This window comes from Streptomyces sp. NPDC044002, from assembly GCF_056434525.1.
Map to the genome: position 1 here is coordinate 7,162 of NZ_JBWKEZ010000107.1, position 12,422 is coordinate 19,583.

Consider the following 12,422-nt stretch of genomic DNA (forward strand, 5'->3'; position numbering starts at 1 on the left):
CGCCTTCCCCGGCGCCGGCTTCTGCGCCCCCTCTCCGCACTGGTCGCGCCCCCCCCCCCCCCCCCCCCCCCCCCCCCGCACCCCTCGGATTTCCGGGCGGTGTGACTCGGGAACGTCACACTTCACGCCGCACCGCCCGGAGCACGCAGTACGCGGTACCGCACCGCTCGCGGTCCCCGTCACTTGGCAGAACCCCTGCAAAACCCCCACGTAGTACCAGCGGTCACCCCCGCACTACCCGCAGTACACGCAGTGCACATTTCGCGTCGCCTCGGGCCGTCACCCCGGGTCGTGCAGCCAACGCAGTTTCCCAAATCCCGCGTCTCCAATCTCCATGCGGGTGCCCCTTTGAACCTTGGGAGTTAGGCACCATGACCCAGTCGTCTGTGGAGCCCAAGACCACCGCGGAAGAGGCCGGCGACGGCACTCTGAACCCCGCTGGGCGTTCTTGGCTCGACCGTTACTTTCACATCACCCACAGAGGGTCGAACGTAGGCAATGAAATTCGTGGCGGCGTCACGACCTTCATGGCCATGGCGTACATCCTCCTGCTCAACCCGCTGATCCTCTCCGGCAAGGACGTCGCCGGGGACACGATGAGCCAGAAGGCCCTGATCACGGCCACCGCCTTCGCCGCGGCCCTGACCACCCTCCTGATGGGCTTCATCGGCAAGGTCCCGCTGGTCCTCGCCGCCGGCCTGTCCGTCTCCGGCGTCCTGGCCTCCCAGGTCGCCCCGCAGATGACCTGGCCGCAGGCCATGGGCATGTGCGTCATGTACGGCGTCGTGATCTGTCTCCTGGTCGTCACCGGCCTCCGCGAGATGATCATGAACGCGATCCCCCTCGCGCTCAAGCACGCGATCACCATGGGCATCGGCATGTTCGTCGCCCTGATCGGTCTCGTGAAGGCCGGCTTCGTCGGCAAGGGCCCCGAGTTCGGTCCCCCGGTCCAGCTCGGTTCGGTCGGCGAGCTCGCCGGCTGGCCGGTCCTGCTCTTCTGCGTCACCCTGCTGGGCATCTTCATGCTCCAGGCCCGCAAGATCCCCGGCGCCATCCTGATCGGCATCGTCGGCGGCACCGTCCTCGCGGCGATCCTGAACGCCGTCATGGACATCGACCCGAAGGCCTGGAAGAACGGTCCGCCGACCCTCGAGGGCTCCGCGATCTCGATGCCGGACTTCTCGCTCTTCGGCAAGGTCGAGTTCGGCGGCTGGGGCGACGTCGGCGTCATGACCGTCGGCATGATCGTCTTCACCCTGGTGCTCGCCGGCTTCTTCGACGCGATGGCCACCATCATCGGCGTCGGCACCGAGGCCAAGCTGGCCGACGACAAGGGCCGCATGCCGGGCCTGTCCAAGGCGCTGTTCATCGACGGTGCCGGTGGCGCCATCGGCGGCATCGCCGGCGGCTCCGGCCAGACGGTCTTCGTCGAGTCCGCGACCGGCGTCGGCGAGGGTGCCCGCACGGGTCTCGCCTCCGTCGTCAGCGGTCTGCTCTTCGCCGCCTGCCTCTTCTTCACCCCGATCACCCAGATCGTCCCGGGTGAGGTCGCCTCCGCGGCCCTGGTGATCATCGGCGCGATGATGATGCAGAACGCCCGCCACGTGGACTGGGCCGACGCCGCGACCGCCATCCCGGTCTTCCTGACCGTGGTGATCATGCCCTTCACCTACTCGATCACCCCCGGTGTCGCCGCCGGTGTGATCTCCTACGTGGCCATCAAGGTCGCGCAGGGCAAGGCCCGCGAGATCGGCGCCTTCATGTGGGTCCTGACCGGTGTCTTCCTGGTCTTCTTCGCCCTCCACCCCATCGAGGCGTGGCTCGGCGTCAAGTAAGGCAAGGCCCGTGGGCACCACCTGACCCTCCACGCATCCGATACTGGAATCCGAAACCTCTCCGAGGAGGCCGCACATGCTGGACATCGCCGAGGAACTGAACCGGTGGGTCGAGCAGGGACGTGACTTCGCCGTCGCCACCGTGGTGGCGGTCGGCGGGAGCGCTCCCCGGCAGCCCGGGGCCGCGCTCGCCGTCGACGGCGAGGGCACGGCCATCGGATCGGTCTCCGGCGGATGCGTGGAGGGCGCGGTGTACGAGCTGTGCCGGCAGGCGATCGAGGACGGCGAGACCGTCCAGGAACGTTTCGGCTACAGCGACGACGATGCCTTCGCCGTGGGTCTGACCTGCGGCGGGATCATCGACATCCTGGTGACCCCGGTCCCCGTGGGCTCCCCCCTGCGGGAGGTGCTCGCCACCGCGCTGCGTGCCGCGGCGCAGGGCGAGGCCGCCGCGGTGGCCCGGATCGCCGAAGGCCCGGCCGAGCTGACGGGCCGCGCCCTCGTGGTCCGCCCCGACGGCTCCTTCGAGGGCGGCTTCGGCGGCCACCCCGAGCTGGACCGCACCCTCGCCGAAGAGGCCCGCGCCATGCTCGACGCCGGAAAGACCGGCGTGCTGGAGATCGGCGCCGACGGCCGGCTCTGCGGAGAGCCGCTCAAGGTCCTGGTCGAGTCGAGCGTCCCGCCCCCGCGGATGATCGTCTTCGGTGCCATCGACTTCGCGTCCGCCCTGGTGCGGATCGGCAAGTTCCTCGGCTACCACGTGACGCTGTGCGACGCCCGGCCCGTCTTCGCGACGAAGAAGCGTTTCCCCGAGGCCGACGAGATCGTGGTCGACTGGCCGCACCGCTACCTGGAGACCGCCCAGGTCGACGGCCGGACCGTGCTCTGCGTCCTCACCCACGACGCCAAGTTCGACGTACCGCTCCTCGAAATGGCCCTCAAGCTCCCCGTCGCCTACGTCGGCGCCATGGGCTCCCGCCGCACCCACGAGGACCGCAACAAGCGGCTCCGCGAGGTCGGCGTGACCGAGCTCGAACTGGCCCGGCTGCGCTCCCCGATCGGCCTGGACCTCGGCGCCCGCTCCCCGGAGGAGACCGCGCTGTCCATCGCCGCCGAGATCGTCGCGAACCGCCGCGGCGGCAGCGGCGCCGCCCTCACCGGCGCGCACATCCCGATCCACCACGACACCTCGAACACGGTGATCGGCAGGATCGGTTCGGTCGCCTGAAGGGGCGACCCCCTGACATGAGCGAAGGCGCGACCCTCCCGGGGGTTGCGCCTTCTGCGTGTCCCGCCTATTTTACCGGCCGGTAACAGCGCTTCCCCGTATCGGAGTTGAGCGGATGTCCCGGACCCGTCCCACCCCCGCACGCGCCCTCCGCCTGACGTGCGCCCTGGCGCTGGCGGGCCTCGCGGCCACCCTCGGCCCCGCCTCGCGGGCGGCGACCCCGCCGGACGGCGGCCTGCGCGAGGTGCTCTTCGTGGGCAACAACTGGGAGGGCACCGCCGACGTCCTCGCCTCCACCGGCGACCTCGCCCGCGTCGGCCGGATCAACGTCGTCCCCGACAAGGAGGAACGGCTCCGCGAGATCTGGCTCAACCCCGTCAGGCTCGGCTTCTTCCTCGGCATCCGCGCCACGGCCGGCGAGGGCCACGACCAGTTCGCCGACGACATGTACACCACCCCCGACGGCTCCGCCGTCGTGGTCTCCCGCCCCAGCTTCGCCGACGTCGTCTCCATCGACGTCCGCACCGGCCGGATCAACTGGCGCTTCCCGGTCGCCGGTTACCGCTCCGACCACATGGCCGTCTCACCCGACGGCACCCGCGTCGCCGTCTCCGCCTCCACCGCGAACACCGTCCACGTCCTCGACATCGCCACCGGTCGGCAGACCGGATCCTTCACCACCGGCGACAAACCCCACGAGAACACCTTCACCGACGGCGGCCGGTACCTCTGGAACAGCGCCATCGGCGACGTCACCTCCGCCCTCGACGCGCCCTGGCTCGACTGGACCAAGGGCGACCGGAAGATCACCGTCGTCGACACCGGGACCTTCCGCACCGTCCGCGTCATCGACATGCGCGAACGCCTCGACGCCTTCGGCCGGGGGGACCTCTCCGACGCCGTACGGCCGGTCTCCTTCAGCCCCGACGGGACCAAGTTCTACTTCCAGGTCTCCTTCTTCAACGGCTTCGTCGAGTACGACGTCCCCTCCGACCGGATCACCCGCGTCAAGACCCTCCCCGAGAACCCCGCCACCCCCGCCGACCGCACCAAGTGGGTCAACGACTCCCGCCACCACGGCATGTCCATGAGCCCCGACGGGAGCAAGCTCTGCATCGCCGGCACCATGGACGACTACGCCACCGTCGTCGACCGCGCCACCCTCGCCGAAGGACCGCTCGTCCCCGCCGACAAGCCCTACTGGGCCACCGTCAACGGCGACGGCACCGCCTGCGTCATCTCCGAGAGCGGCGCCGACCGGGTTACCGCCATCGACTTCGCCACCGGCACCCCACGCGTCTCCGTCCCCGTCGGCGACCACCCCCAACGGGTACGAATCGGTCACGTCCCGGCCGGCTGGAGCGGCCCCGCCACCCGCTGAGGACCCCTGCCGACAAGCCCGGACACCGGCCGGACCCGGCATCGGGACCGGCCGGACGGGCAGATCCGGCCAATATGGTGTGAGCGGTCCGCGATGACCGATTAGTCTCCGGATCATGGTGGACATCCGCGAGGTACCCGAAGCCGACATCGACCGCGCTCAGGAGCTCGCCTACCTGGTCTTCCACGACCGCCCGGAAGAGGAGACACGCGAACGGCACCACTCCCTGCTCGCCCGCTGCGCCCGCCTCGGCGCCTACGACGGCGACGCACTGGTCGGCTTCATGGCCGCCCACCCCTTCCGCCTCTCCGTACCCGGCGGCACCGACCTCGCCAGCCCCGGCCTCACCTTCGTCTCCGTCGCCCCCACCCACCGCCGCCGGGGCGTCCTGACCGCCCTCATGGACGAACAGCTGCGCCGCGCCGGCGCCGAAGGCAGCCCCCTCGTCGTCCTGTGGGCCTCCGAAGCCGCCATCTACGGCCGCTTCGGCTACGGCGCCGCCACCCAGGGCGCCACCATCGAGATCGACTCCACCCGGCCCCTCGCCCTGCGCATCGACCCCGACCCGCGCCCGCTGCGGCTGGTCGGCCCCGACGAGGTCCCCACCGTCATCGCCCCCTTCCACGAGGCCGCCCGCCGGACCCGGGCCGGCAGGCCGAGCCGGAGCGAGCGGCGCTGGGCCGAGGAATGGCTCTGCGAACAGGACGAGGAGGACGAGGAACTGGGCCCGCCCAGGATCATCGCCCTCGGGGAACCGGGTGAACCCGTGGCGGGCTACGTCCTCTACCGCACGAAGCACGAGGACGACGGGGCGCCGCCCGCCCGCAGCCAGGGCCTCGTCCGCGTCGACGAACTGGAGGCCGAGACCCCCGCCGTCGCCGCCGCGCTGTGGCAGTGCCTGGCCTCCCTCGACCTGACCGGCAAGGTGTCCGCGTGGGGCCGCCCCCCGGACGACCCGCTGCTGCACTTCGCCGCCGACCGGGACCAGGTCAGGGTCACCGCCCAGTACCCGGCACTGTGGCTGCGGCTCGTCGACGTACGGGCGGCGCTGACCGGGCGGTCGTGGGCCGCGCCCGTGGAACTCGTCCTGGACCTGTCCGACGCCCGGCTCCCCGCGAACGCGGGCCGGTTCCGGCTCAAGGCCGGACCCGGCGGGGCGACGTACGAGACCGCCCGCGCGGAACCCGACCTGTCCCTGGACGTACGGGAGCTGGCCGCCTGCTACCTGGGCGGCACCCGGGCCTGGGACCTCGTCGCCGCCGGGCTGGTCGCCGAACACCGGCCCGGCGCGGCGGCCGCCCTCGACGCGGCGCTGCGCACCGGGCCGCTGCCGCACACGTCCGACGAGTTCTGACGTCTTCTCGCGCCGTCTCGCGTCGTCTCGCGTCTTCTAGCGTCCCGGAATCCGGGCCGCCGCCATGCCGAAGCCACTGCTCAGGACGAGCGTGGACAAGGCGTCGACCGGCGGCCGCAGGTCCTCGTCCCGGTAGCGGCGGGTCGTCTCGTGCCAGTGCAGGACCCCGGCGAGCCAGTCCCGGAGCCCGCCGACGTACGCGTCGAGCCCGGCCCGCGCCGCGGCGTCGAGCCGCCGGTCTTCGCAGAGGACGGGCAGCTGATCGGCGGCGATGTGCTCGAACTCCTCGACGCGCCGCGCCAGCAGGGAGTGGCAGATGTGCAGGGCCTCGGGGTAGCCGATGTCGAAGAAGTTCCGCGTGACGAGGACGTGGTTGTGCACCTCGCCCTCGAACTCGACCTCCTTCCGGTAGGAGAAGATGTCGTTCACGAGGCAGCCGGCGTCGGCCGCCGCGTTCTCCAGCGACCGGATGGTGCCCGACCGGTAGACCTCGTCGGGGATGCCCCGGCCCTCCTGCCCCAGCCGGCACATGTACATGGTCATCCGGGAGCCGAAGGTGAGGCGGCGCATCTCGGCGTAGTCCACCGGGTCCGGGACGCGGCGGTGGAACCGGTTCTCCACCTCCCACACCCAGCTCTCCAGCATCTCCACCATCGTCGCCCGGAACTCGGCGCGGCCGGCCGCGCCCATGCCGGGGGCGGTCCGCTCCCACAGGTCGGCGAGGGACCGTTCCAGCACGGTCACCGGCGCCGGCACGGCATCCCCGGCCGCCAGCGGCATCATCGCGACCAGCCGCGCGGTGGCGGCCTTGGCCGCCGCGATGTCGCCGGTCCGCCCGAACACCACGGGGTAGTAGTCGTCCGCGTACGTCCCCCAGGCCAGCCAGCACGCGTTGAGCAGCAGCGCGTCGGCGGTCGCGGCGGGCGCGATGGCGGCCGAGCAGAGCGCGAAGTCGTAGCCGCGCACCTTCTGTTCGTCCCAGATCGCCGAGCCCGGGTCCCCGGGCTGGGCCTCCAGCAGCCCCATCCGCCGCGACCACGACAGCGAACCCTCGCGGGCGTGTTCCAGGTGCGGGCTCAGGCGCAGCTCGTAGGGCATGCGGATGTCGGGGAGGAGCAGCGGGCCGGTCTTCTGGTGCGGGACGTGGGCGAAGGAGCGGTGGCGCAGCTCCATCGAGCGGCGGGTGAAGGCGGAGCGCAGGTCGAAGGTGCTGGTGCCGGGCTCCGAGGGGAGGAGGGGCGCGGCCGGCCGGCGGGCGGCGGCGGCCTCCTCGTTCATGTAGCGGCTGGAGGCCATGTGCCATTCGTGGCCGCCGGACTGCCAGTCCTGCAGGCCCTTGGCGTAGGCGAGCACGGCGGCGGTCTCGGCGGGGGCCAGGGCGTGTTCGGCGAAGAGGCGGGGGAGTTCGGTGAGCGCGGTCTGCTCGAACTGCTGGAGCCGGGAGGTGATCAGGTCGTTGGAGATCTCCGCGGCCTGCTGGGTGGTGCAGCCGAGGAAGGTCTCCAGAACCAGGACCGCGTTGGAGAGTTCGCCCTCGTCCTCCACCTCGCGCTGGTAGGAGAAGAGGTCGTTCCTGATGTGCACGGCGTCGGAGAAGGCGTCGCGCAGGACGCCCAGCGGCCGCGAGTGCGCCACCCGCGCCGGCACCTCGGCGGCCACGTACTCGACCAGGCCGGCGGACCAGGGCGCCCCGCCGACCTTGCGGCGCATCTCGATGTACTCCAGGGGGTTCGCGACCCGGCCGATGCCGATGTTGGCGAGCTCCCACATGGACTCGTCGAGCAGGTTCTTCGTGGAGAGGGAGAACCGTTCCCGCCAGTCGGCCGACATGGCCGGGACCGTACGCGCCCACAGGTCGGCGAGCCCGGCCTCGACGGGGTTGGCGGCCTCGGGGAAACCTTCCGCCAGGTCCATCGGCATGAAGGCGGGCAGCCGGTCCAGGTAGGCCTTCGCGCCGGCCCGGTCCCGGGAGCGCTTGAACATCTCCAGGAAGTGGTCGTCGAAGAAGAACACCCACACGTACCAGTCGGTGACCAGGGACAGCGCGTCGGCGTCGCAGTCGGGGTGCGTGTACGAGCACAGCAGCGCGTAGTCGTGCGAGTCGAGGTCCGGCTCCTCCCACACGCCGGAGCCCTCCAGCATCCCGAAGGACCGCGCCCACCGCTTGCTGTGGGCCCTGGCCTCCTCCAGGTGGGGGTTGAGGCGCGCCGGATACGGCACGTAGAACTCCGGCAGTCGGAACGGCTGCGTCACTGCGGGGCCGGCCTTTCGTCAAGGTGCGGGGGCAGGCGCTCCGGCCCCCGCACGAGATCAGCACTGCCCTACCCGCGGCGTCGCCCGGACAAGGGGGAGTTCACCGCTTCAGGTGACGGTCGCACGCGTGTGCGCCGAGGGTGGGGAACGGGCGACGGCCCGGCCCCCGCCCCCCTCGGACGAGAGGGTGCGGGGGCCGGGCCGTCCGGTGTTCCGGGGAGGGCCGCCTACTCGGCGTCGCCCTCCAGGTTGCCCTCCGTGTCCAGGTAGACCTGGCGCAGCGCTTCGAGGACCTGCGGGTCCGGCTTCTCCCACATGCCGCGGGACTCGGCCTCCAGGAGGCGTTCCGCGATGCCGTGGAGGGCCCACGGGTTGGCCTGCTCCAGGAAGGCGCGGTTCGTGGGGTCGAGGACGTACGTCTCCGTCAGCTTGTCGTACATCCAGTCCGCGACCACGCCCGTCGTGGCGTCGTAGCCGAAGAGGTAGTCGACCGTCGCCGCCAGCTCGAAGGCGCCCTTGTAGCCGTGGCGGCGCATCGCCTCGATCCACTTGGGGTTGACCACGCGGGCGCGGAAGACGCGGGAGGTCTCCTCGACCAGGGTGCGGGTCTTGACCGTCTCCGGGCGGGTCGAGTCGCCGATGTACGCCTCGGGGGCCGTGCCGCGCAGGGCGCGGACGGTGGCCACCATGCCGCCGTGGTACTGGAAGTAGTCGTCGGAGTCGGCGATGTCGTGCTCGCGGGTGTCCGTGTTCTTCGCCGCGACGGTGATGCGCTTGTACGCCGTCTCCATCTCGGTGCGCGCCGGACGGCCCTCCAGGCCCCGGCCGTACGCGTAGCCGCCCCAGACCGTGTAGACCTCCGCCAGGTCGGCGTCCGTACGCCAGTCGCGGGAGTCGATCAGCTGGAGGATGCCGGCGCCGTAGGTGCCGGGGCGGGAGCCGAAGATGCGGGTGGTGGCCCTGCGCTCGTCGCCGTGGGCGGCCAGGTCGGCCTGGGCGTGGGCCCGGACGAAGTTCGAACCGGCGGGCTCGTCCAGCGAGGCCGCCAGCCGGACCGCGTCGTCCAGGAGGCCGATGACGTGCGGGAACGCGTCACGGAAGAAGCCCGAGATGCGCAGGGTCACGTCGATGCGGGGGCGGCCGAGTTCGTCCAGGGGGATCGCCTCGATGCCGGTGACACGGCGCGAGGCCTCGTCCCAGACCGGGCGGACACCGAGCAGGGCGAGGGCCTCGGCGACGTCGTCGCCGGCCGTGCGCATCGCGCTCGTGCCCCAGAGGGAGAGCCCGACGGAGGCCGGCCACTCGCCGTCGTGGTCGGTGCGGTAGCGGGTGAGGAGCGATTCCGCGAGGGCCTGGCCCGTCTCCCACGCCAGCCGGGAGGGCACGGCCTTCGGGTCGACCGAGTAGAAGTTGCGGCCCGTCGGCAGGACGTTGACCAGGCCGCGCAGCGGGGAGCCCGACGGGCCGGCCGGGACGAAGCCGCCGTCCAGGGCCCGCACGACGTGGGCGATCTCGTCCGTGGTGCCGGCCAGGCGCGGGACGACCTCGTTCGCCGCGAAGGTCAGGACGTCGGCGACGGCGGCGGGGTGGCCGGCCGCGACCGTGGCGACCGCGTCCCGGGACCAGGCCGCGTCCTCCATCGCCTGGACCAGCCCGCGGGCCGTCTCCTCGACGGTGTCCGCCGCGGTGCGGGTCGCCGCCGACTCGTCGAGGCCGAGGGCCTCGCGCAGGCCGGGCAGGGCGGAGGTGCCGCCCCAGATCTGACGGGCCCGCAGGATGGACAGGACCAGGTTGACCCGGGCCTCACCGGCCGGGGCGCCGCCGAGGACGTGCAGGCCGTCGCGGATCTGGGCGTCCTTGACCTCGCACAGCCAGCCGTCGACGTGCAGCAGGAAGTCGTCGAAGCCGTCGTCGTCCGGGCGCTCCTCCAGACCCAGGTCGTGGTCCAGCTTCGCCGCCTGGATCAGCGTCCAGATCTGGGCGCGGATCGCCGGCAGCTTCGACGGGTCCATGGAGCTGATCTGCGCGTACTCGTCCAGGTGCTGCTCCAGGCGCGCGATGTCGCCGTACGACTCGGCGCGGGCCATCGGCGGCACCAGGTGGTCGACCAGGGTGGCGTGCACGCGGCGCTTGGCCTGCGTGCCCTCGCCCGGGTCGTTCACCAGGAACGGGTACACGAGGGGCAGGTCGCCGAGGGCCGCGTCCGGGGCGCAGGACGCCGACAGGCCGGCGTTCTTGCCCGGCAGCCACTCCAGGTTGCCGTGCTTGCCCAGGTGGATCATCGCGTCGGCGCCGAAGCCGCCGTCCTCCGCCGCCGCCTGGATCCAGCGGTACGCGGCCAGGTAGTGGTGCGAGGGCGGCAGGTCCGGGTCGTGGTAGATCGCGATCGGGTTCTCGCCGAAGCCGCGCGGCGGCTGGATGAGGACCAGCAGGTTCCCGCGGCGCAGGGCCGCCAGGACGATGTCGCCGTCCGGGTTCGAGGAGCGGTCCACGAACATGTTGCCCGGGGCCTCGCCCCAGTGCTCCTCGACGCTCTCGCGGAGGTCCGCGGGCAGCTCGGCGAACCAGCGCCGGTAGTCGGCGGCCGGGATGCGGACGGGGTTGCGGGCCAGCTGCTCCTCGGTCAGCCAGTCCTGGTCGTGGCCGCCCGCCTCGATCAGCGCGCGGATCAGCTCGTCGCCGTCGCCGGAGACCAGACCGGGGATCTCGGCCGCGGGGCCGAAGTCGTAGCCGTGCGAGATGAGGGTGCGCAGCAGCTCCACGGCGCTGGCCGGGGTGTCCAGGCCGACGGCGTTGCCGATGCGGGAGTGCTTCGTCGGGTACGCGGAGAGGACGAGGGCGATCTTCTTGTCGCGGCGCTCGATGTGCCGCAGGCGGGCGTGGCGCACCGCGATGCCGGCGACGCGTGCGGCCCGCTCGGCGTCGGCCACGTACGCGGGCAGGCCGTCCTCGTCGATCTCCTTGAAGGAGAACGGGACGGTGATCAGACGGCCGTCGAACTCGGGGACGGCGACCTGGGTGGCGGCGTCGAGCGGGGACAGGCCCTCGTCGTTCTCCTCCCAGTTGTCACGGGACCCCGTCAGGCACAGGGCCTGCAGGATCGGCACGTTCAGCGAGGCGAGCGCGCCCGCGTCCCAGGACTCGTCGTCCCCGCCGGCGGAGGCCGTCGCGGGGCGGGTGCCGCCGGCCGCGAGGACGGTGGTGACGACCGCGTCGGCGGAGGACAGGGCCTGGAGGAGCTCCGGCTCCGGGGTGCGCAGCGAGGAGACGTACAGGGGGAGCGGCTGCCCGCCCTTGGCCTCGATGGCGTCGCACAGGGCGTGCACGAACGCGGTGTTCCCGCTCATCTGGTGCGCGCGGTAGTACAGCACCGCGACCTGCGGGCCGGCGGCCTGCGAGGGGGTGCGCTCCAGGGCGCCCCAGGTGGGGGAGGCGGCGGCGGGCTCGAAGCCGTGCCCGGTGAGCAGCACGGTGTCGGAGAGGAAGCGGGCCAGCTGTCCGAGGTTGGCCGGGCCGCCGTGCGCGAGGTAGCGGTGCGCCTCGGCGGCGATGCCGATCGGGACCGTGGAGGCCTCCATCAGCTGCGCGTCGGGGGCCTGTTCGCCGGTCAGCACGACCACAGGGCGGGTCTGGCCGGCGGCGAGGAGGACGTCCAGGCCCTCCTGCCAGGCGCGGAGGCCGCCGAGGAGGCGTACGACGACCAGCCCGACCCCGTCGAGCAGACCGGGCAGGTCGTCCAAGGGGAGGCGGGAGGGGTTCGCGAACCGGTACGGCACGGGGCCGCCGGCGACGTTCGCGGCGCGGGCGCTGAGCAGATCGGTGTCGGACGTCGACAGCAGCAGGATCATGCGGCGGCAGGCCTTCCTCGGGGTTTCCGCGCCCCGGGCAGTGAGGACGGCAGGAGTTCCTGACTCACCCGGCCGATCGCTCCGCGGGGTTCACAGTGGCGGGACCGCGCCGGAATCGCACCGGGCTTCCTCCCATGTCGCCGTCCTCGGCGATGACGGGCCGAACGGTCCGTCGGAAGGTCATCTTAGGCGGCCTTTTCCCTGGCCGGGAGTGGGGGTGGGTGGGGTGGTGCCGCGTGGGCCGGGTGGGCCGGGTGGTGCCGCGTGGGCCAGGTGGGCCGGGTGGTGCCGCGTGGGCCGGGTGGTGCGTGCGGGGTGGCGCTGCGCGGGGCTCCTCCCCGCCCCGCCCTTCGCCCGTTCCCCGGGGCTGCGCCCCGGACCCCCTCGGGGCTGCGCCCCGGACCCCCTCGGGGCTGCGCCCCGGACCCCCTCGGGGCTGCGCCCCGGACCCCCTCGGGGCTGCGCCCCGGACCCCCTCGGGGCTGCGCCCCGGACCCCCGGGCTGTGCCCCGGACCCCCTCGG

Annotated in this window: 6 protein-coding genes and 1 riboswitch; of the genes, 4 read left to right on the forward strand and 2 right to left on the reverse strand. The window is 72.5% G+C overall.

All coding sequences use genetic code 11. The features are described from left to right. Nucleotides 1-371: 371 nt before the first annotated feature. From AC07A6_RS39470 to AC07A6_RS39485, 4 genes are all read left to right on the forward strand, one after another. Entirely contained in the window at nucleotides 372-1,835 is a 1,464-nt protein-coding gene (locus tag AC07A6_RS39470) for an NCS2 family permease (protein ID WP_362471462.1), read from the forward strand. A 76-nt stretch (nucleotides 1,836-1,911) separates the two neighbouring features. Then, nucleotides 1,912-3,063: an XdhC family protein gene (locus AC07A6_RS39475; protein WP_362471464.1), complete on the forward strand. Its 1,152-nt coding sequence runs from the start codon at nucleotides 1,912-1,914 to the stop codon at nucleotides 3,061-3,063. 115 nt (nucleotides 3,064-3,178) lie between these two features. Then, nucleotides 3,179-4,444 (forward strand): YncE family protein, encoded by a 1,266-nt coding sequence (locus AC07A6_RS39480; RefSeq protein ID WP_478780319.1) that lies wholly within the window; start codon nucleotides 3,179-3,181, stop codon nucleotides 4,442-4,444. A 115-nt stretch (nucleotides 4,445-4,559) separates the two neighbouring features. After that, complete coding sequence (locus tag AC07A6_RS39485) at nucleotides 4,560-5,798, forward strand: GNAT family N-acetyltransferase (protein ID WP_362471470.1); 1,239 nt, start codon at nucleotides 4,560-4,562, stop codon at nucleotides 5,796-5,798. Nucleotides 5,799-5,834: 36 nt separating this feature from the next. Here AC07A6_RS39485 and AC07A6_RS39490 read toward each other — a convergent pair whose 3' ends face one another. Together AC07A6_RS39490 and cobN are read right to left on the reverse strand one after the other, a co-directional pair. Then, a complete protein-coding gene (locus AC07A6_RS39490) occupies nucleotides 5,835-8,051 on the reverse strand; it encodes a terpene synthase family protein (RefSeq protein ID WP_478780320.1) in 2,217 nt (738 codons plus the stop codon). 227 nt (nucleotides 8,052-8,278) lie between these two features. Beyond that, the gene (cobN, locus tag AC07A6_RS39495; RefSeq protein ID WP_478780321.1) at nucleotides 8,279-11,899 is read right to left on the reverse strand and encodes a cobaltochelatase subunit CobN; all 3,621 of its coding nucleotides are present in this window, start codon (nucleotides 11,897-11,899) and stop codon (nucleotides 8,279-8,281) included. 38 nt (nucleotides 11,900-11,937) lie between these two features. Beyond that, nucleotides 11,938-12,067, reverse strand: a riboswitch (cobalamin riboswitch). Nucleotides 12,068-12,422: the final 355 nt, after the last annotated feature.

Bases quoted from the DNA above. Each gene is read 5' to 3' on its own strand.
- cobN (WP_478780321.1), bottom strand. From the start codon at position 11,899: ATGATCCTGCTGCTGTCGACGTCCGACACCGATCTGCTCAGCGCCCGC.
- AC07A6_RS39480 (WP_478780319.1), top strand. From the start codon at position 3,179: ATGTCCCGGACCCGTCCCACCCCCGCACGCGCCCTCCGCCTGACGTGC.
- AC07A6_RS39470 (WP_362471462.1), top strand. From the start codon at position 372: ATGACCCAGTCGTCTGTGGAGCCCAAGACCACCGCGGAAGAGGCCGGC.
- AC07A6_RS39475 (WP_362471464.1), top strand. From the start codon at position 1,912: ATGCTGGACATCGCCGAGGAACTGAACCGGTGGGTCGAGCAGGGACGT.
- AC07A6_RS39485 (WP_362471470.1), top strand. From the start codon at position 4,560: ATGGTGGACATCCGCGAGGTACCCGAAGCCGACATCGACCGCGCTCAG.